The 20,756-nt window shown below is 59.3% G+C and carries 16 protein-coding genes and 1 pseudogene; 10 read left to right on the top strand and 7 right to left on the bottom strand.

Annotated elements, in window-relative coordinates; all coding sequences use genetic code 11:
- Positions 1 to 10: 10 nt before the first annotated feature.
- From PMI22_RS21930 to PMI22_RS21960, 7 genes and pseudogenes are all read right to left on the bottom strand, one after another.
- Positions 11 to 1,363, bottom strand: a complete 1,353-nt coding sequence (locus tag PMI22_RS21930; RefSeq protein ID WP_007944056.1) for a hypothetical protein — start codon at positions 1,361 to 1,363, stop codon at positions 11 to 13.
- Positions 1,360 to 2,541 carry a glycosyltransferase gene (locus PMI22_RS21935; protein WP_007944055.1) on the bottom strand — a complete coding sequence of 394 codons (1,182 nt, stop codon included), beginning with the start codon at positions 2,539 to 2,541 and terminating at the stop codon, positions 1,360 to 1,362. Before PMI22_RS21935 ends, PMI22_RS21930 begins: the two co-directional genes overlap by 4 nt.
- Positions 2,541 to 4,520, bottom strand: coding sequence for an exopolysaccharide transport family protein (locus PMI22_RS21940; RefSeq protein WP_007944054.1), 1,980 nt, complete (start codon positions 4,518 to 4,520; stop codon positions 2,541 to 2,543). Before PMI22_RS21940 ends, PMI22_RS21935 begins: the two co-directional genes overlap by 1 nt.
- A gap of 61 nt (positions 4,521 to 4,581) precedes the next feature.
- Entirely contained in the window at positions 4,582 to 5,397 is an 816-nt protein-coding gene (locus tag PMI22_RS21945; protein ID WP_007944051.1) for a polysaccharide biosynthesis/export family protein, read from the bottom strand.
- 7 nt (positions 5,398 to 5,404) lie between these two features.
- The gene (locus PMI22_RS21950; RefSeq protein ID WP_007944050.1) at positions 5,405 to 6,319 is read right to left on the bottom strand and encodes a glycosyltransferase family 2 protein; all 915 of its coding nucleotides are present in this window, start codon (positions 6,317 to 6,319) and stop codon (positions 5,405 to 5,407) included.
- Positions 6,316 to 7,776, bottom strand: a complete 1,461-nt coding sequence (locus PMI22_RS21955; RefSeq protein ID WP_033048935.1) for a mannose-1-phosphate guanylyltransferase/mannose-6-phosphate isomerase — start codon at positions 7,774 to 7,776, stop codon at positions 6,316 to 6,318. Before PMI22_RS21955 ends, PMI22_RS21950 begins: the two co-directional genes overlap by 4 nt.
- 68 nt (positions 7,777 to 7,844) lie before the next feature.
- Positions 7,845 to 8,038: pseudogene (locus tag PMI22_RS21960) on the bottom strand (sugar transferase); the annotation flags it as partial.
- 1,252 nt (positions 8,039 to 9,290) lie between these two features.
- On the opposite strand from PMI22_RS21960, the gene PMI22_RS0129190 reads away from it, so the two are divergent.
- The 10 genes from PMI22_RS0129190 to PMI22_RS22005 all read left to right on the top strand — a co-directional run bounded on the left by PMI22_RS0129190 (position 9,291) and on the right by PMI22_RS22005 (position 20,752).
- Positions 9,291 to 9,593, top strand: a complete 303-nt coding sequence (locus PMI22_RS0129190) for a hypothetical protein (RefSeq protein ID WP_033048933.1) — start codon at positions 9,291 to 9,293, stop codon at positions 9,591 to 9,593.
- 136 nt (positions 9,594 to 9,729) lie between these two features.
- A complete protein-coding gene (locus tag PMI22_RS21965; protein WP_007944047.1) occupies positions 9,730 to 10,062 on the top strand; it encodes a hypothetical protein in 333 nt (110 codons plus the stop codon).
- A gap of 145 nt (positions 10,063 to 10,207) precedes the next feature.
- On the top strand, positions 10,208 to 10,855 hold the full coding sequence (locus PMI22_RS21970; RefSeq protein WP_007944046.1) for a TetR family transcriptional regulator C-terminal domain-containing protein: 648 nt from the start codon (positions 10,208 to 10,210) through the stop codon (positions 10,853 to 10,855).
- A gap of 92 nt (positions 10,856 to 10,947) precedes the next feature.
- Positions 10,948 to 11,664, top strand: a complete 717-nt coding sequence (locus tag PMI22_RS21975; protein WP_007944045.1) for a response regulator — start codon at positions 10,948 to 10,950, stop codon at positions 11,662 to 11,664.
- Between the two features lie 5 nt (positions 11,665 to 11,669).
- Entirely contained in the window at positions 11,670 to 12,443 is a 774-nt protein-coding gene (locus tag PMI22_RS21980) for a substrate-binding periplasmic protein (protein WP_007944044.1), read from the top strand.
- Positions 12,440 to 14,701, top strand: a complete 2,262-nt coding sequence (locus PMI22_RS21985) for a hybrid sensor histidine kinase/response regulator (RefSeq protein WP_007944042.1) — start codon at positions 12,440 to 12,442, stop codon at positions 14,699 to 14,701. The genes PMI22_RS21980 and PMI22_RS21985 overlap by 4 nt, the downstream gene beginning before the upstream one ends.
- A 193-nt stretch (positions 14,702 to 14,894) precedes the next feature.
- A complete protein-coding gene (locus tag PMI22_RS21990; protein WP_007944041.1) occupies positions 14,895 to 16,307 on the top strand; it encodes an amino acid permease in 1,413 nt (470 codons plus the stop codon).
- A gap of 333 nt (positions 16,308 to 16,640) precedes the next feature.
- Entirely contained in the window at positions 16,641 to 17,432 is a 792-nt protein-coding gene (locus PMI22_RS21995) for an enoyl-CoA hydratase/isomerase family protein (protein ID WP_007944040.1), read from the top strand.
- A gap of 41 nt (positions 17,433 to 17,473) precedes the next feature.
- Positions 17,474 to 18,634 (top strand): acyl-CoA dehydrogenase family protein, encoded by a 1,161-nt coding sequence (locus tag PMI22_RS22000; RefSeq protein ID WP_007944039.1) that lies wholly within the window; start codon positions 17,474 to 17,476, stop codon positions 18,632 to 18,634.
- A gap of 18 nt (positions 18,635 to 18,652) precedes the next feature.
- Complete coding sequence (locus PMI22_RS22005) at positions 18,653 to 20,752, top strand: acetate--CoA ligase family protein (RefSeq protein ID WP_007944038.1); 2,100 nt, start codon at positions 18,653 to 18,655, stop codon at positions 20,750 to 20,752.
- Positions 20,753 to 20,756 lie beyond the last annotated feature (4 nt).

The following is a 20,756-nucleotide window of genomic DNA, read 5'->3' as shown; positions in this document are numbered from 1 at the left end:
TCAGGGTTATTTACCACACCAGAATCTGCAGGGTCGGTTTCACCTGGGGGTGAATGCCGTCCGCTGTGTTGAGAGTGTCCCGGGTCCCGTTCAGTGGGTCGTAAAGCTCAGCCTGTTGAATCTGGGGCAGCTTTACGGTGCCCGCTTTGGCACTCCAGAACATCAACAGACGCTTCCCGTCCTCCCGCGCCCAGGCCACGCTGTAAAGTGCATCGGGTGCACCCTCCAGGTGCGGGGTCTGGCCCGGTTTGAGGCTTGGTCCAGTAATCTCCAAGAAGCGTGCCAATGCCCGGTACACCGGTTTTGGTTCGCCATCGAGGTCGAGCAGACCGTAATGCTGATCACGGGGCGAAGCTCGATCATCGAGGTCGGAAAGCGCGAAGAGAAAGATTCGCTGATAGTCCTGGGTACTCATCAGTGCGAGGCGACGCAGGGTGTAGTCCGCTTGACCGTCGACACCGATCAGCGCCTGCATCTCCTTGGGCCCGGCATAACTCGACCAGCCCCACTCGGTAGCCCAGACGTTCTTCAGCCCGGCGTTGTGCAGCATGTCATTGAGTTGCTTGCCGCGTAGCAGCACTTCGTTCTTGCCCGGCTCGTCGGTTTCCGGCGTTTCTGAATAGGGGTGATAGGCCGCCACCATACCGAGGCTTTGCACGCCCAATTTGCCAAGCGCTTCGAACATCAATGTGTCGCCACGGGGTGGCATCTGGCTGTAGTAGGCCATGCCACCCATCACTTGGGTCTTGCCGGGGGCGGCTTTGTCCAGCGCCTGATGGGTTGCAAGCAGCAATTGACCGTAGCCGGTGGCTTCGACCTGCGGGCGCCAGTTGTTCGGCAGGTTCTGCTCGTTCCAGACCTGCCAGGCATCAATGTTCGGGTAGCGTTGGGCTAGCATGGCCATGCGCTGGGCATAGACCTGCGGGTCCTTTGGCGGGTACTGATCCTGAAACGGTGCCCCGACGGGAGCCGTGGTAATGAAGGGCGCCGAGCCGACCATATAGAACACTGACTTGAGCTTCGACGCCGTGAGCGTTTTATCCAGCTCGTCCAGGGTGTTCAGTTGATAGTCGTTTTCGCGGGGTTCCAGGCGGTCCCAATGCAGATCCACGCGCACCCATTCCAGGCCGAGTTTCTGGTAGGCGCTGATCTGCTTTTTGTACTGCGATGGGGTAAACCATAAAAAGTGTGCATTCACGCCCAAGTAGTCTTTCCACACCAGCGTATGCGTGGGCGCGAGGTTGATCGGTGCGGCGTCGGCCGGCTCGCGGAGCATCAGCGTGCTGCCGATGGCCAGCGCGGCAACGACGGGTAGCGCGCGCAGCAGTCGGCGAGGGCGGGAGGAGGAGCTGCGAATATTCATCGTGATCGCTCCTCGCACGCAGACTTGAACAGATCGCCAAACCGCTGCGCAGTGGCCGACCACTCACGTTGTAGCCCTGTTTCGCGGGCCTGCATCGCCCACTGTCGCGCCAGTTCGGGTTCGAGCACCAAGCGTGTCAGGCAGTTGCTCAGCGAAGCGACATCGCCTTGCTGGTAGGTGACACCGTTGCCGCCAGCGACTTCTTCGGCGAAGGCTCGGGCGTTGGAGGTAATGACGCCGCGACCGCAGGCATTCGCCCAGGACAGCGCGCCGCTGGTGCCGCGCATCTGTCCCAGCCAACCGAGTTTTTTCGATTCGCGGTAGGGCAACACCATTACATGATGGGCCTGGATAGTGCTGGCAATGTCACTGGAGGGCAGGTCCAGTTGCCAGTCAACAGCATCGTCAAGTTGCAAGTCGCGAATCCGTTGCCGCAAGCCGTCCAGGTAATTGCCTGCGGGGTCGAAGGTCATCTCCGGCGCGGTGCCACCGGCCAGTGTCAGCCGCACGTGGCCCCGGCGTTGCGGGTGGGCTGCGAGTGTTTGGGCGAACGCCTCGATCAGGTCTTCGATACCTTTGCCCCGGTAGATGAAGCCGAAATACAACAGACGCAGCGGTTCCAGCGCTGGCAGCTCGATAGGGACAATCGGCAGGTTGCCATGGGCGATCACCGCAGATTGCTCCGCCCGCAGTCCCATGCGTTGGCGCAGACGGTCCCCACCCAAGCGAGTGAGGGTGACGAGCCGGCTCATGCTTTTGGCCAGGCGCCGTTCTTCATGCAGGGTCAGCGGGTCGGCGAGCAATGAGGCGGCCTGCGGCATTGGATGAGGCAGCCGTTCGAGCAGGGTCAACGGCCAGAATAGTCGGGCACGCCGCCAGATCAGCCGCTCAGGATCATGCACAGTGGCCGTCAGGGGGATTTGCGGCTGCTCCCGGCGCAGGTAATCCAGAGCCTGAAACTCACCGAAGCGACCACCGCCGAGTTCGGCGTGCACCAGGTCTACGTCGCGCCAGTCGACCGCCTTCAGGCGTGACAGTTGCTGCGTCAAGTCGTAACAGCCTGCCAGCGGAGTCAGCACCTCGATGCCCAGACGGCGCAGTGCGTTGCTGAAATGCGCGGCATAGTCGGCAATGCCGGTTTGCTCCGGCGGCAGTGGGGCCAGCAGCACGATACGCATCAGTTTGCTCCGCGCCAATGATTGAGACGCAGGAGCACTGTGGCTGGCACTTCAAAACGGCGGCGATTGAGGATCACCCCATCGACTTTGCCAAACGCGGTAGTGAGCAATGACAGGGCATTTTGGATCATCGGCACGGTGCTGGTGCGTGCCTCGATCACCAGCGCAATCAGGTCGGCGCGGCGCAGGAGCAGGAATGCGTCCCGGTTTGACGACAGTGACGAAGCATCAAGCAGCAGTACTTCGCCGGGGAGGGCTGGGCCGGCTCCGTTGACCTTGACTCGATGGCCGCGTTCTTCCAGCAGAAGGCGCAATTGCCAGATGATGAAACTCACCCCTTCACCGTCGCGCGCCGAGGTCAGGCCCAGCGCCAGGCCTTCACGCTCGATGCGATCCATGGGCAACAGGCCGTAGAGTCGATAGATACTCGCCGTCATTGCGGCCGGCGTTGCATCGTTGCTGTCGGGCACGCTGCTCCACAGCGGGATCTGGAAAAGCTCCAGCAGGCGTGCACCGTCGTGGATGCGCTGGTCCAGCAAGTAGCAGACATAAATTGTCAGCAGGCCCACCGCCAGGCCGGCGGGAATCGCAAACAACAGGATCAGCAGGCTCTTGGGGAATACCCGCGCCGGGTTAAACGTGGCGTGTTCGATCAGTGCAATGTTGCTGATCTGGCTGGTGTCCAGTTCGTGGTCGATACGCGCTTGTTCAAGGTTATCCGAATAAAGGGCGTAGCTTTTTTCTGCGGTGCGCAGTTGTTGGGTGAGGCGGTTGAGCTCAGGCTCATCGGTCATGACCCGACCGCGTTCGGTGCGCAGGGCTTCGAGGATTTTGTCGTAATCGGCGATTTGCCCGATCAGTTTTTGTTGCTGCAGTTGGGCATCGATCACCTGTTGCTTGACGTTGGTCACCAGGCCGTTGGGCGCGAGGTTTCTGGATCGCTCCAGACGGGTTTCTTCCTGAGCACTCAAGTCTCGCAGGTCGACGATGTTCTGATCTATTTGTTTGACCGCCGGAGCATTCGGCAAGTAGGTGCGCAGCAGGCGGGCACGCTCCACTTGCAGGGTATTGAGTTGGCGCTTGAGGTCGAGCTGGGTCGGGTTGAGACTGGTCTCGCGGGTGGTCACGACTTCTGCAGGCTGGTCCTTGAGTTGCAGGCGGGCGTTGATGAGGAAGCTGCTGATACCGGACAACTGATTCTGTGCGTTGACCCGTGCATCCGTGAGACGGTCGATCTGGCTGGTGAGGTTTTTCAGGCGTGCATCGACGCTGATCGAATCGATCTGTTTCAGACGCCCCTGCAGCTGTTGCTTGAGACTCTGAATCTGCCCGGCAACCTTGTTGCCTTCCGTTTCATAAAAGGCATAGAGGCTTTTACGGCCCAGCACCCGAGCGCGCTCTTCAAGGTAGGCGTCGACCCAGATCTCCACCACTTTTTGTGCGATCAGCGGATCATCCCAAGTGAAGCTGACTTCGATCACCGAGGAGCCCGCTTCGTGGCTGGCCGAGAAGTTCTTTTCCAGTCGGGTGGCCAAACGGTCGAGAGGACTTTGCGCCTCGGCCAGACCGACAATCTGCAGCACGCTGCGAACGCCGTCGATGACGGCACCGATGCCTTGCTTGGTGTAGAACTTGAGGGTTGCCCAAAAACCCTCTTCGGGGGTGGAGGTCATTTGCAGGTAGCGCTCAGCGACGATGTGCACGACGGGCCGGCCGGTGAGCATCTTCTCTTCGTCGACGATCGGGTCGTGCTGAGTGCTTGGCGCGACCAGGGTCTGGCGGTTGCCGGCCTCGATCGGCACGGTGGTGCTCTCACGCCCTGGCTTGACCAGCAAGCGCGCATCGGACTCGAAGCGGGCCGGCAGCAGGAACGCGCCCAGCACGGCAACCACAATGGTAGTAAGGACCGCCAGCTTGAACTCGCGGCGAAAAATGAAAAACAGCCTTAACAGGTCGCGTAGCGAGCGTATTTCAATCACAGGATCACTCCGTTTAGGGTGCGGTGAAAACGTACTGGCCGGGAATATGAACGAGTGATACTTAGCCGCCGCCTGGGTTACTAGAGACTTGGTTTGTGTCTTGTACCTTTACGTCCTGCTGATTGAGGTCGTAATTGAAACCGACACCAATCCCCTTGTTGACCGGAAACAGCTTGGTGAAGTACATGTCCACCGCTTCAACCGTGCTGCCGATCTTCGACTGGGGCACGTAGATCATGTCGCCGCGTTGCAAGGTCACCATCGGATGGTTGGGGTCGCTGAGCATGCTGCTCAGGTCGACGAAGTACATGGTGTACTTGCCGTTGGCACCGGTTCTGAGCAAGGCAACGTTGGAGCTGTCGGCCGACGGCAGCACGCCGCCGGAGCTGAGAAGGGCCTGTTCGACGGACACGGTGCCGGCCAGGTTGAAAAACGACGGGTTGGCCACGGCGCCACCAATGAACACCCGATTGCTCGGGGCAATGGCGATGTTTACCGTCACCGCAGGCTCGCGGAAGACGTTTTTGTAGCGATCGGTGATGTCCTTGCCGAGGTCTTCGGGGGTGCGCTGCGATGCCTTGATCCGGCCGATGTTGGGCATCGAAATAAACCCGTCGGGGCGCACCACGAACATCGTCATTTCATCGGCACTGGCCGCTTCCTGCGCATCGCGCACGATGCGAAGGGAGTCGCCAGTCTGGATCAGCACCTGTGCCGGAGGCAGGTCGGCCAGGGTAAACGCCATCTGATGGCGAGCCTTGAGCGTATCGCTGTCGGGAAGCGCGACATGCGCAGGCGTCGTGCAGCCACCAAGCCAGACTGAGGCGCTCAGGAGGCTCAATAGATAAAGCCGGGAACGTCGGTTAGTAGTCGTCATTGACAGCTCACACCCAGTAGTTGGAAAACATGCCCAGACGCCGCTTGAGGGGGGTCGGCAGATGCTGTTCGTAATGACCAAGGCGATAACCCAGCAGTTTCAGCGTGCTGCGCAGCAGTACTTCCGGTACCCGGTGCAACGCGCCGGCTTCACGCAGGGCCTGTATTTCGGCCAGTACATAACGCTTGCCTTCGCCACCGGCAGCACCGAAGGCATCCCTGATCCAGCGTTCACGGCCGTAGAACACGCCGATATCGAAATAGCGGCGAAACTCTTGCAGCAGGCTGTAGTTGTGCGAGTGTTGGACGCAGGCACTGGCGGCGTAGCGCACCTGATAGCCATTAAGGATCATGCGCGCAGCGACATGGGCGTCTTCGCTGCCGATCACATCCATCGGGAAACCGCCGACGGCTTCCAGGGCGCTGCGGCGATAGATCGAAAATGAATCCGAACTGAAACACGTCTTGATCCCCAGTTCAGGTGCATCGGCCAGGCTTTTACTACGGCTCTGGCGGGTGTAATTGAACTGCCGTGATTGAGCCTCAAGCACGCCGGCGCCGGGGTGGGGCAACTGACGGCCGTAAGCGACCCCGTTTCGCGGGTCTTGATGCAACTCTTCGTACAGATTGGCAAAGGTTTGCGGCGTCGCGGGAATGGCATCCTGGGTCATCAGAATCATTGCATCGGCGTCGACCTGCTGGCTGGCCCAACGACGTGTTCCACCATGGTTAAAGTCCTTGGCGGCAATCACGTGTACCTGAGCGCCGAACGCCTGAAAACGGCTGACGGTGGCATCCGTAGAGCTGCTGTCGACGACCAGCACCGTGTCCGGTTGCAGGGTCTGGGCTTTCAGCGCCGGCAACAACCGATCAAGGTGCTCCACGGCATTGCGGGTCGGAATGATCAGCGCGAGTCGGGTCAAGGGATCACCTTCGCAGGGGCGCGCCCATAGATGTCATCGAAACGCACGATATCGTCCTCGCCCAGGTACTCGCCGCTTTGTACCTCGATCATCACCAGATCAATGATTCCAGGGTTGCTCAGGCGATGGCGATGTCCCGCCGGGATATACGTGGACTCGTTGCTGTTGAGCAGGACCTCTCGATCGCCATTGGTGATCATTGCTGTGCCACTGACGACAATCCAGTGCTCGCTGCGGTGGTGGTGCATTTGCAGGGACAGCGACTCTTGGGGCTTGACCACGATGCGCTTGATTTTGTAACGCGCGCTTTCCTCAAGCACGGTGTACATCCCCCACGGCCGGGTCACCGTGCGATGCAGGCTGAACGCACTGTGGTTCTGGCGTTTGAGCTCTTGCACGATGTAGCGCACGTCCTGGGTGCGAGATGCATCCGCCACCAGGATTGCATCGGGGGTGTCGACGATAATCAGGTTTTTGATGCCCACTGCACCGAGCACGCGCTTGGGCGAGTCAATGTAGCAATTGTGAACGTCATGCAGGACTGCCTCGCCATTGACCTGATTGCCGGATTCGTCATTCGGGGTAAGTTGGCGCAATGCGTCCCAGGAGCCGATGTCGCTCCAGCCGATATCACACGGCACCACTGCCACCCGTTCGGATCGCTCCATCAGCGCGACATCGATCGAGATATCCGGGGCGAGGGCGAAGTTGTCCGCCGCGAGTTCGCGTTGTCGGCAACTCTTGTTATCCAGCGTCGAGCCGTTTTCCAGGCTGGCCTTGGCGGCTGCCAGGACCTCGGGTGCATGCAAGGCCAGTTCCTGAAGCAGCGTATCGACGCGGAAGCAGAACATGCCGGCGTTCCACAAGTGCCTGCCGCCATCGACATAGTCTTGAGCGGTGTCCAAGTCGGGCTTTTCGACGAAGCGTGCAACGCGAAATCCCTGCCTCAGCGCCTGGCCCTGCTCAATATAGCCAAAACCGGTTTCGGCCTTGTCCGGCTGGATGCCGAAGGTGACGAGAAAACCTTGCTCGGCCAGCACCCGAGCACTCTCTACCGCTGCAGCAAAAGCTTCTTCGTCAAGAATCAAGTGGTCTGCCGGCATTACCAATAACTGGGAGGTCTCACCCAAGTGCTCTTGAACATGCAATGCGGCAACGGCGATGGCAGCGGCGGTGTTGCGACCGAAGGGTTCAAGCAGCAGGTCGAGGCTCAGCCGCGCGGTATTGACGCTGCGGTAATCGTCCAGCGTACGGAACAGCAACTCACGGTTGGTCACCGTCAGGATACTGGTCACTGCGGGCAAGCGACTGGCCCGGCCAAAGGTCTTTTGCAGCAGGCTTTGGCCGTCGCGCATGCGCATGAAGGGCTTGGGCATGTTCTGCCGTGAAACGGGCCAAAGACGCGAGCCTGAGCCACCAGAGATGATGCATGGGATCAATCCACCGAGTTCGCTCATCATTAAACTTCCTTCGTCGAAAGAATGGTCGGAACTGTTATGAAAACGATGTACAAATCCAGCCAGATCGTTGTCTGGCGCTCGGCATTGAGGGCGGTCTGGTCGATATACTTCGATCGAACTTGAACACGCGGAACAGCCGACCGTTGTAGCCGTAGCGCTTTTGCCGAAATAGCGCCGGGCCTTTGGAGTCAAATCTGACTGCCAGTGAGGTGATCAGCAGAATGGGGGACAGCAGGACAATGCCCAGGCTCGCGAGGACGGCGATCAGTGCAGGCGCGTTCTTGCCTCGAGCAATGAAGCACCCCGTGACCCCTGTCTGTGCCAAAAACTTGCTATCGATCGATTTCTCAAGCATGGAAGCCTTCGCTGCCGGATAACCGGCCGGATCGTAGATCAAAAGTTAAGTGGCACGTTTCACATGTAAACGTCGCCCGCCGTCCGTCACGATAATTTGGCCACGCAAAGATGGCTTTATGATGTTGTTGGCAGGGTAGAAAAGGTCATCAGATGGGCGTCAATAAAATCTTGATGTTTTTTTGACGTTTGTTTCGTGGGCGCTTCGTACATGGCGCCTTGGGAGTATGGGAAAGCGTTCTTGCGATTGCAGCTATAGGTCCTGTGATTGTCGTGCGAACCGAAACGGCCGAGTTAGACTCTTTGCCTGCTGCAAGACTGGACTTTGTAATGACCGCAGTCTCGAGAGCCACGATAGCATCGCTTTTGGATTATGGTCAAAAGCAGTGCCATCGCAGGCTTTTTTTTACCATAACTCATAATTTTTGTTTGCACCTCAACAATTTTTCCACAGTGAGCGTCTCAAGTAAAAAATAGCCACAATGGAGTCCTCACGGGGTGCCGGAGCCGGTCAGTGTCTCGAAGCAGAAAGCAGAACTCTGTTATTGCTGGTTTTTTATTTTAATTCAATGGTTTAGTGTTTGGTGAAGGTTTAGAAGGGGGGGGTAGAAGCCAGGCGTTATTTTCGTTGTTAAGGCCAAGTGTGCGCATAGGCATGTTTCACAGTTTTAACACCGTTTCAGTCGAACTGTTGAGTTAGACGCTTTCCGGCAATAGGGGTGTAACAAAATCGGACAAGTTTCACCAATATCGGGTGGCGTTTGTGGGTAGTTCTGCGCCACGCGTGAGGAGACGCGCGACTGAATGACCATTGTAAAATAATGCCTGGAACAGCCTTGAAATGCTGCTGGCTGTAAACTACACCTCGATAGGGTGCCTGAAGCAGCTGGTCTTCCAAAAAAATCAGCCGGGCCACCCACTACGCAGATGAGATGTAGGCCGAAACGGCTCCAGTTTGGTGAGCCAGGATGGTGGTACGATGCAATAAAATGTTAATCGCGGGTCAACCCATCGCGATACTTTTCCGTGCTTCAGCGGCTCGCTCACGATGATGCCTCTAATTACATTCGAAGATACGACAGAACGCTTTAAAAGCTCCAAAGTTATTCATGTGATTGATTGCGAGTCGATTGATCGGGTTTTGAAGAAAGAGCGCTGTGCCCGACGAAAAACTTGGATCTTGTTTCTTGCGGTGCCAGGCACTGCGTAGGCGCCTGGATATCCTCGGTTATTGTTTTTTCTGTAAAAACAAAGAGGTGGTCAATGTGATTTCCACTGAAGAGTTGCAAAAACTAAAGGCGCAAGTTCAGCGTGATCAGCTGTTTGCACTCAAACAGTCTGCCGGCGAAGTCATGAAGCGGGCACGAGTTGCAATAGGTCGGGAGTTAAGTATGCACGCGGTATTACTGCGTAGCATAAGTGATGATTCTGGAAACGTTTGCTTCGAACAGGCCAATTGAAAACGCGTTCATTCGGTCGGTGTCGCTGCCTCTGAGAAAAAAACGAAGGCATCCTCCCGGATTCAAAGAAACAAGGTGTATCCACGTCATTGGCTATCATGCAATACACAGCGAATGATCAGATGACGGAGGATGCATGAACAGATGGCAACAGATTTGGTTGTCTGTGAAGCTTATTGCAGCCGTGGCGGCTTGTGTGACCGTTGCTGTTCAGGCCTTCCTCTACATGATGGACAGCTCTGACGCAGAGCGAATACACCCGTTGAGTATTCTGGTTGTCGGGCTGATCTTCGGCTTCATCACCTTTGGACTCCTCTATTTGCTTGAAAGGGGGGTACGGAGGTTAATCGCCCCGTTTGTCACTGCGAGTCCTGAGTCTCAAGCGGGGCATCAGAACGATGCGCGGCTGGCAGCGGAGCAGCCCCTCATCTTGCCTGCAGAAGATTCTCCTCAGGAGAAACAGGTGTGAGAGTGTGGCTTGCCCGTGATGGCGGCAACTCGGTTCCTGAGGCATGCATCTGACTGGAGACTTGCCACACTCTTGCTGTACAGTCGTTCAGCGCGCGGATTGTCCAGCCGCGTCCCTAATGATTGATCCACGGAGAGTGTCGCGCATGAGTCAGGAAGCCCGTTTTTCCCGCATGGAGCCGGAGTTACGCAAGGCCAATCTGATCGAGGCAACGCTGGTGTGCCTCAAGCGCCACGGTTTCCAGGGCGCCTCGATTCGCAAGATTTCTGCCGAGGCCGGCGTTTCGGTCGGGCTGATCAGTCATCACTATTCCGGTAAGGATGAGCTGGTGGCGGAGGCCTATCGAGCCATTACCGGCCGGGTCATGAGCTTGCTGCGCGACGCCATGGAACACGCGGCACCCAACGCCCGCGAGCGCTTGTCGGCATTCTTTCGGGGTTCGTTTTCCGCCGAATTGCTCGATCCGCAATTGATCGATGCCTGGCTGGCGTTCTGGGGGGCGGTGCGCACGGCGGAGTCGATCAACCTCGCGCACGAACACTCCTATGGCGAGTACCGCGGCATCTTGCGCAAGGTGCTGACTGAACTTGCGCAGGAAGAAAACTGGGAACGTTTCGACGCCGATCTGGCCGCCATCAGCCTCAGCGCCTTGCTCGACGGTTTGTGGCTGGAGTCGGGTCTCAACCCTGGCACTTTCACCCCGGAGCAGGGCATCCAGATTTGTGAAGCCTGGGTCGACGGTTTGCAGGCGGGCGGCCGCCAACGGTTTTGCGTCCTGACGACGGGTTGTTGATCGGTCGTTCAGCTGTCGATACTCTCTGGCGCCAAAGTAACAAAACACTCTAATAAGAAATACGCCTTCGGGCACACGCGGGACACCATGCGATGACTCCTCGGGTATTGATCGTCGATGACGATCCGCTGATTCGCGAATTGCTGCACGCCTACCTGTCCCAGGACGGTTATGAAGTGCATTGCGCCGCCACGGCGGAGCTGGCCGAAACTTTCCTGGCGAGCCAGACGGTCGATCTGGTGATGCTCGATATCCGATTGCCGGGCAAGGACGGCCTGACCCTGACCCGGGAGCTGCGGGTGCGTTCGGAAGTCGGGATCATTCTGATCACCGGGCGCAATGACGAAATCGACCGCATCGTCGGCCTTGAATGCGGCGCCGATGACTATGTGATCAAACCGCTCAACCCGCGCGAGCTGGTGTCCCGGGCGAAAAACCTGATACGCCGGGTTCGTCACGCGCAGGCTCCGCAACCGACGCCGGCCATCGCCAAGGCGGTCAAACAATTCGCCACCTGGGCGCTCGATACGGACCGCCGACGGCTGATCGACCAGACCGGCGGCGAAACCCTGCTGACCCACGGCGAATACCAGTTACTCAGTGTGTTTTTGCGCAACAGCGGTCACACCTTGAGCCGCGATCAACTGATGGACCAGATCCGCAATCGCGAATGGGTGCCCAACGACCGCTCCATCGACGTGCTGGTCGGGCGCTTGCGCCGCAAGTTGCACGACGACCCGGCCGAGCCGCAATTGATCATTACCATTCACGGTGCCGGTTACCTGTTTACCGCCAGCGTGGCGGCCTGAGCCCCATGTTGCGGGTGCTTGGCCTGCTGTGGGCGCTGGCCGCGAACAGCGCGATGGCGGCGCAAACCGTTCGTTACTGCGACTACCCGGTGTACCCGCCAATCTCCTGGAGCGACGGCAATCACGTGCGCGGCCTGGCCCCGAGTGTGGTGAAAAACCTCTTTGGGCAATTGGGCTACGAGGTTGAAGTGGTCGTGCTGGGCAACTGGAAACGCTGCCTGCTCGACGCTGCCGAAGGCCGGGTCGATGTGGTGTTGGCCTATAGCACCGCGCAACGTGAGCAGAGCATGGTGTTTTCAACAGTGCCGGTGTTGCGTGAGGAAGTCGCATTGTTCATCAATCGTCAGCACCCGGTGAAATTCGAGCGTCTGGAGGACCTGGCCAATTACCGTGGCGGGTTGTTGTTCGGTGAAAGTTACGGCGTGGATTTTGACCGATTGGTTGCCCAACACCAGAACATCGAATGGGTCTCGGACAGTCGCCAGAACTTCGGCAAACTGATGCGCGGGCGCATCGATTTCATCACTTCGGAACGGCGTACCGGACAGCTATACGTCGAAAACCTGTCGGGCGCGCAACACATCATCGCGTTGCCCAAGGCCTTGAGCGTGGACTACTTGCGGGTGGCCGTATCGCGCAAGTCGCCGCTGGCCAAGCGCATGCCGGAGATTGATGCGCAACTCAAACGCATGGTCGATAGCGGGGAGGTCGAGCGTTTGCTGAATGAAAGCGAAGTCACCTACCGCGACATGATCAACCTGCCGGCGAACGCCAAATGATTCGCGCCCGGCCCGGTGGACTGTTGCGGCGTCTGCTGCTGTTCATTCTGTTGTTCAGCCTGTGTTTCACCGTGCTGGCGAGTAGCGTGCAGCTGTACTTCGAATACCGCCGCGAAATGCGCGACATCGACTCGCGCATGGAGCTGATTCGCGCCGGTTACCTGGCCAGTCTGGAGCGCAGCCTCTGGGACTTGAACCAGGAACAATTGAATGTGCAGCTGCGTGGTCTGGTGGACTTTTCCGATGTGGCGCGGGTGCACCTGATCAGCCCTGATTTCGATCTGCTGCAAGGCAATCCCGAACCGGTCGGGCCATTGCGCATCGAGCGTTTTGAACTGGATTATCAACCGCCGACCGGGCCTTTGCGGCACTTGGGCCAGTTAGAAGTCAGCACCGATCTGGGCGCGGTGCATCAGCGCCTGTATGCCACCGGGTTGACCAGTCTGCTGTGGATGAGCGTCTTTCTGTGCGGTCTGGCGGTGGCGTTGTCGGGTTTGTTCTACCGTTTGGTTACCCGCCATCTGCAAGTGATGGCCGAGTTTGCCCGGCGCATCGCCGCCGGTGACTGGCACGAGCCTTTGCACCTGGACAAGCGCCGCCACGATCACCAAGACGAAATCGACACCGTGGCCCATGCGCTGGACGATATGCGTCGGGCGACTCTCAGTGACATTGAGCGCCGCGAAACCGATCGGCTGGCCCTGCAAGACAAGCGCGATGAACTGCTCCGGCTGGTCGAACGACGCACCGCCAGCCTGATGCGCGCCAAGGACGAGGCCGAGGCTGCCAACCTCGCCAAGTCACGTTTTCTGGCGACCATGAGCCACGAGTTGCGTACCCCGCTCAACGGTATTCTCGGCATGGCTGAGTTGCTGCGCGGAGCACGTCTGGATGAGCTCGACGGCAAGCGTCTGGATGCGTTGTACAAGGCGGGCGAAGGGCTGCTCTCGATTCTCAACGAGGTGCTGTATTTCGCCCGATTGGAGGAGGGCGTCAGCCATCCGGAACCGGTCGATTTTTCGATCAGGCACCTGCTCGATGAGGTGCTGACCCTGCTGGAACCGCGGGCGCTCAGTAACGATACGACGCTGCACTGCCGAATCGATCCGATGGTCGACGAGCAACACCACGGCGCCGAGCAATTCTTGCGTCAGGTTCTGAGCAACTTGCTGGCCAACGCGATCAAGTTCACCGAAGGCGGCAAGGTTGAGGTCGAGGTGACGCTGCTGGCTCCAGTCCCGGAACACACCAGGCAACGATTGCGCGTGAGCGTGACGGACAACGGTATCGGCATTGCCCCGGCCATGCAGGGCAAGATTTTCGAGCGCTTTACCCAGGCCAGTGAAGAGGTGGCGCAGCGCTTTGGCGGGACCGGGCTCGGGCTGGCGATCAGCAAACATCTGGTCGAGCAATTGGGCGGGCGGATGGGTGTGGAAAGTGAAGTCGGGCACGGCAGTTGTTTCTGGTTCGAACTGACGTTGCAGGCGTCTACCGGTATCACCGCCGAGGTGCTGAGCAGCGAGTCCGTGCAGGCGTTGAAGGTGCTGGTGGTCGAGGATGTGGCGCTGAATCGGGAAGTGGTCAGCGGCTTGTTGCAGCGCGACGGGCATCAGGTCTGGCTCGCCGAAGAAGGCGAGCAGGCGCTGGTGCAATGTGCCGGGCAGACCTTTGATTTGATCCTGCTCGATGTGCACCTGCCGGGCATCAGTGGCGTCGAGTTGTGCAAACTGATCCGCAATAACCCAGGCCCGAACCGCAACACCCGGATCTTCGCCCTGACCGCCAGCGTGCAGCCGGCCTTGATGCGTCGTTATCTGGAGGCCGGGATGGACGGCATTCTCGCCAAGCCTTTGAAGCTCGAAAACCTGCGACAAGCGTTGGCCGGGCAAGTGCCGGTATCTGCGCCGCAGCCTGTTGACGAGGCGATGGACTGGCCGCTGCTGGACACCCATCGCAGCCTGCTGGGTGAACAGAAGCTTCAGGGCTTGTTGGTGGTGTTGCGCGACTCGATCAGTCAGCATCGCGACGCACTCACCGAAGCCATCGAGGCCGATGACTGCACTGAAGTCGCCCACCTGGCGCATCGGCTGGCCGGCAGCAGCGACTCATTGGGCTTTCGCGCGTTGGCCAATGTGCTGCGGGCCTTGGAAGAGGCTGCGATGGCCAGTGATGAGCAGGCGTTGCGGACCTTGGCACCGCAGGTTCATGCGCAACTGCTGCATTCGCAACAGACGCTGACCGAGTTGCTGCACCGCTGACGTACAAGTTTGTTACGACTTTTTACAACTTCGATCTTTACGGTCATCGGGACCTTACAGGGTCTTCCAATAATCGAGGCAACCGCCACCGTGCGGTCTTCGAAGCTTATTGGAGATAATAATAATGAACTGCCGTAAAGCTGATCTTTCCCCGCGCCATGCCGCGCACCTTGCTGATTATTGAGGTGTGGACATGAGCCAATCTACCGAAACCAAAGGCATCCAACTCACTCGAGCCCTGAAAAGCCGGCACATTTTCATGTTGTCCCTGGGCGGCGTGATCGGCACGGGGCTGTTCATGGGCTCTGGCGTGACCATCAATCAGGGCGGGCCGGTGGGCGCGATTCTGGCGTACCTGGTCGCCGGTTTTCTGATGTATCTGGTGATGGTGTGCCTGGGTGAACTGTCCGTGCAAATGCCGGTGTCCGGCTCGTTTCAAACCCACGCGACCAAATTCATCGGGCCGGCCACCGGTTTCATGATCGGCTGGGTGTACTGGATGAGTTGGGCGACCACCGTGGGCCTGGAGTTCACGGCGGCGGGCATGTTGATGACGCGCTGGTTCCCGGCGGTGCCGATCTGGTATTGGTCGGCGTTGTTCGTGGTGGTGCTGTTCGGCCTGAATGCATTGGCGACTCGCGCCTTCGGTGAAGCGGAATACTGGTTCTCCGGGATCAAGGTCGCGGCGATTCTGGGCTTTATCGTGGTTGGCGTGCTGGTGATCTTCGGCGCCATCCCGCTGACTAGCGGTGCACCGGCACCGATGATGAGCAACCTGATCGGCGAATCACTGTTTCCTAACGGCTTGTCGGCGGTGTTCGCGGTAATGATGACCGTGGTCTACGCCTTCCAGGGCTGCGAGATCATGGGCGTGGCCGCCGGCGAAACCGATCAGCCGGAAAAAAGCATCCCGCGCGCGGTACGCAATGTGGTGTTTCGCGTGTTGATTTTCTATGTGCTGGCGATTGTGGTGTTGTCGGCAATCGTGCCGTGGCAGCAAGCGGGGTTGATGGAAAGTCCGTTCGTGCAAGTCTTCGATATGGTCGGCATTCCCTATGCCGCTGACTTGATGAACTTCGTGATCCTCACGGCGATTCTGTCGGTGGGCAACTCGGGTCTGTACGCCTCGACTCGCATTCTGTGGGCGATGTCGAAGACTGGCATGGCGCCGAAAAGCCTTTCGCCGTTGAGCAAGCGCGGCGTGCCGTTACGGGCACTGAGCATCACCTTGTGCTTTGCGCTGGTGTCACTGATGACCAGTTTTGTCGCGGCAGACACGCTGTTCATGGTGCTGATGGCGGTGAGTGGCATGTCGGGCACGGTGACCTGGATTGTCATCGCGCTGGCGCAGTACAAATTCCGCAGGGCCTACTTGCGCGATGGCGGAAAACTCAGCGACCTGAAATACCGCGCGCCGTGGTTCCCGCTGCTGCCGCTGACATGCATTGCGTTGTGCTGCTCGCTGTTTGTGTTTCTGGCGCTGGATGAAACACAACGGCCTTCGTTGTACTGGGGTTTTGGGTTTATCGCGCTGTGCTATGGCGCGTACTTCCTGATTCATCGCAAGCGCGAGGCGGTGCTGGCGCCAAGCCTACCGACCGTTTAAATCTTTGATTCAAAGCGCATTCCCTGTGGGAGCGAGCCTGCTCGCGATGACGGCATCATATTCAACATCGCTGTTGACTGATCCACCGCTATCGCGAGCAGGCTCGCTCCCACAGTTGTTTTAGGGTTGGTTGTAGGCAGTTGTTCGAAGTTGTAACAGTGCGATCCTTGCTAGCCCTGACTTTCTTAATAAATCCTTTAAATACAAATACATAGATTATTTATAAAACTGTTACAGCTCAATCCATCACCAATTGCCGCCTTGCTGAACACTCGTTTAGTATGGCCTCAAGTCGCATCACCTCAGACCAATCAAAATAATTCGAGGATTCGCATGACTACTCAATCTTCTCTGCTCAGTCAGGTCGAAGCCGGCGTTGCCAGGATCACCCTCAATCGCACCGCCCAGCGCAATGCGCTGGACATTCCGACCCTGAAAAACCTCCACGCCTTGCTGGACAATTTCAACGCCGACCCTGCCGTTCGAGTCGTTGTGCTGACCGGCAGCGGCCGCAGCTTCTGCGCCGGTGCCGACCTTGCAGAATGGGCCGAAGCCGAAGCCCGCGGGGCTCTCGAAACCTACGGCTGGACTGAAACCGCTCACGCCCTGATGTGCCGTTTGTACAGCCTGGACAAACCCACCATCGCCGCCATCAACGGTACCGCCGTCGGCGCCGGAATGGACCTGACGCTGTGCTGCGACCTGCGTATCGCCGGGCAATCGGCGCGCTTCAAGGCCGGTTACACCAGCATGGCCTACTCGCCGGACGCCGGTGCCAGTTGGCATCTGCCACGGCTGATCGGCACCGAGCAAGCCAAGCGCCTGCTATTCCTCGACGAATTGTGGGGCGCCGATCGTGCCTTGGCCGCCGGCCTGGTCGGCGAAGTCTGCGCCGATGAGCAACTGCTCGACGTCACCGCTGAATTGGCTACCCGTCTGGCTAACGGCCCGACTTTCGCGTTTACCCAGACCAAAAAACTCATGCGCGAAGGCGCCCAGCGCAGCCTGCCGGAGCAACTGCAAGCCGAGCTCGCCGCCGGTCTGTTGTGCGGTCGCAGCGAAGACGGCAACGAAGCCCTGCGCGCCTCCATCGAAAAACGCCCGGCCAGTTTTCTCGGTCGATAAGCCCCGACACCACATTCAGCACACGAACAACAGGTAGCCCCATGAATTTCCAACTGACCCAAGAACAAGAAATGTTGGTGGACGCGGTACGCAGTTTTGTCGCCAAGGAACTGCTGCCCCATGAGGAAGCGGTCGACCGTGCCGACGAAGTCTCCCCGGAGCTGGCGGCGCAGATTCGCGGCAAGGCCATCGCCGCCGGGTTCTATGCCTTCAACATGCCGGAAGAAGTCGGTGGCGGCGGTCTCGACTACCTGTCCCAGGCGCTGATCGAGCGTGAGCTGTCGAAGGTCTCATGGGCGCTGCATGTGTTCGTCGCACGGCCGTCGAAAATCCTCATGGCCTGCACCGGTGATCAGATCAATGACTACCTGTTGCCGTGCATTCAGGGCGAGAAAATCGACTGCTTCGCGCTGACCGAGCCGGGTGCCGGGTCCGACGCCAACGCGATCAAGACCCGCGCCGTACGTGAGGGTGATAACTTCATTCTGAATGGCAGCAAACACTTCATCAGCCACGCCGGCCACGCCGATTTCGCCATCGTTTTCGCGGTCACCGATACCTACGAACACAACGGCCGCAAGCGCAACGCCGTGACCTCGTTCCTGGTCGACCGCAACACACCGGGCATGACTATCCGCCGTGGTCCGAAGTGCGTGAGCAACCGTGGATATCACACCTACGAAATGTTCTTCGACGATTGCCGCGTACCCGCCGCCAAAGTGCTGGGTGAAGTCGGCAAGGGCTGGGACGTGGCCAACGCCTGGCTCACCGCCGGGCGCGTCATGGTCGCCGCCAACTGCGTCGGTCAGGCCCAACGTGCGCTGGATGTGTCGCTGCAATGGGCGGCGGATCGCAAGCAGTTCGGTCAACCAATCGGCACCTATCAAGGCATCTCGTTCAAGCTCGCCGACATGGTCACGCAGATCCGCGCCGCTGAACTGCTGACCCTGCACACCGCCTGGAAAATGGATCAGGGCACCATGACCGATGGCGAGGCCGGCATGGCCAAACTGTTCGCCAGTGAAGTGCTCGGTAAGGTCGCCGATGAAGCGGTGCAGATTTTTGGTGGCATGGGCCTGATGGATGAATGCCCGGTGGAGCGCATCTGGCGTAACGCGCGGATCGAGCGCGTCTGGGAAGGCACCTCGGAGATCCAGCGTCACATCATTTCCCGCGAATTGCTGCGGCCACTGTTGCGCTGATCGGCTCGGAGAATTGCTATGTCGCAGACGATTCGTGACAACCTCAAACGCCTGCTCGCGCCGCGCCATCTGGCGTTTGTCGGAGGCCGCAGCATGGCTCGCGCCCTCAAGCGCTGCGCCGAAGGTGGCTACCTGGGCGAGATGTGGCTGGTCAACCCGCAGCACGACACGCTTGAAGGTGTGCCGTGTGTGCGCAGCATCGCCGAGCTACCGTGCGGCCCGGACGCAGTGTTCATCGCGACCAACCGCGAGCTGACCCTGACCTGCGTCGCCGAGCTCGCGGCCAAGGGCGCCGGTGGGGCGATTTGCTACGCCTCCGGGTTTGCTGAAATAGGCGCCGAAGGCCAGGCCTTGCAGCAACAGTTACTCAATGCGGCCGGCAGCATGGCCTTGCTCGGCCCCAACTGCTACGGCTTGCTCGACTACCTGCACAGCTCCGCGCTGTGGCCGGTCGCCCACGGCGGCAAACCGGTGGAGAAGGGCGTTGCCGTGCTGACCCAGAGCGGTAACTTCGCCTACAACCTGTCGATGAGCGACCGCTCGCTGCCGGTGGCCTACATGGCATCGGTGGGCAATCAAGCGCAACTGGGCATCGCCGAATTGATGGACGTATTGCTCGATGAACCGCGCGTCACCGCTATCGGCTTGCACCTCGAAGGCCTGAAAAATGTGCCGGGTTTCGCCCGCGCCGCGCACAAGGCGCTGGAGAAGGGCATCCCGATCATCGCCCTGAAAACCGGCGTGTCGCAGATCGGTGCCGAACTGGCGCTCAGTCACACCAGTTCGCTGTCCGGCTCCGATGCGCTCTACGACAGCCTGTTTGCACGCCTCGGCGTGATCCGCGTCAGTGGCCCGGTGAGTTTTGTCGAAACCCTGAAAGCGGCAGCGTGCGGCCAGTTGCCGACGGGCAACAGCCTGATCGCGCTGGCCTGTTCCGGTGGTGACGCCGGGTTGATAGCCGACTACGCCGAACGCAATGACTTGAGCCTGCCCAAGCTCGATGAAGACCAAGTCGAAGAACTGGCGCAGGTGCTGCCCACCTACGCCAACCTGGTCAATCCACTGGATTTCACCACGGCGATCTGGGGCGACGGCGAAGCCTTGAACCGCATGCTCGACAGCGCCCTGCGCACGGAAGCCGACGCCGCGATGCTGGTGCTCGACTACCCGTCGGAATCCACCGGCGAACGCAAGGAATGCGACCTGCTGCTGGAACTGTTTTGCGCCGCGCTGGTGCGTCACGGCAAGACTGGTTTCGTCACCTCGGCGTTTCCGGAACTACTGCCAGCCCATGCTCGTGAACGTCTGCATGCGCAAGGCGTGGCGGCATTGCAAGGCGTGGAAGATGGCTTGGCGGCGTGGGGCCGCATTGCCGGTTATCAGCGCAATCGTCAGGCGCTGCTGGCGCTGGGTGAATCGGCGCTGGTGCCGCTGTGTCCGCAAGCGCTGGACGGTGAGGGTCACTTGCTCAACGAGTGGGATTCCAAAACTGCATTGAGTGCCTTCGGACTGCCGACGCCCAACGGCGTTTTGAGTACGCCGGACAAAGCACTGAGTGACGCCAATACTTTGGGTTATCCACTGGTGCTCAAAGCGGTCGACGCGCAACTGCCGCACAAAACCGAAGCCGGTGCCGTGGCGCTGAATCTCAAGGACGCCACCGCCCTGAGCGCAGCTTTGGAAAAAATGCGCGCAAGTATTGCCGACTACGCGCCGCAGGTGCCGTTTGATCAAGTCCTGTTGGAGCCCATGGCTAAACCACCGCTGGCGGAACTGATCGTCGGCATCAAGCGCGAAAATGACTTCGGCCTGGCCCTGGTCATCGGTGCTGGCGGAATTCTGGTGGAGTTGCTCAAGGACAGTCGCAGCCTGCTGCTGCCAACCACCGATGGCGCCATTCGCAAGGCCTTGTTGAGCCTGCGCAGTGCCGCGCTGCTGCAAGGGTTTCGCGGGCGCGAAGCGGCGGACCTGGATTCGCTGGTCGCGGCGATCCGCGCAGTGGCCGATTACGCCTGCGAAAACGCCGGGCAGTTGCTGGAACTCGATGTGAACCCATTGTTGGTCGGTGCCGCCGGCACGACTGCGGTCGATGCGTTGATTCGCCTCGGCCACGAATGAGGAA

Source organism: Pseudomonas sp. GM21, from assembly GCF_000282215.1.
GTDB lineage: Bacteria > Pseudomonadota > Gammaproteobacteria > Pseudomonadales > Pseudomonadaceae > Aquipseudomonas.
The sequence above is the reverse complement of the archived record's forward strand: the minus strand, read 5'-3'. Positions and strand labels throughout refer to the sequence as shown.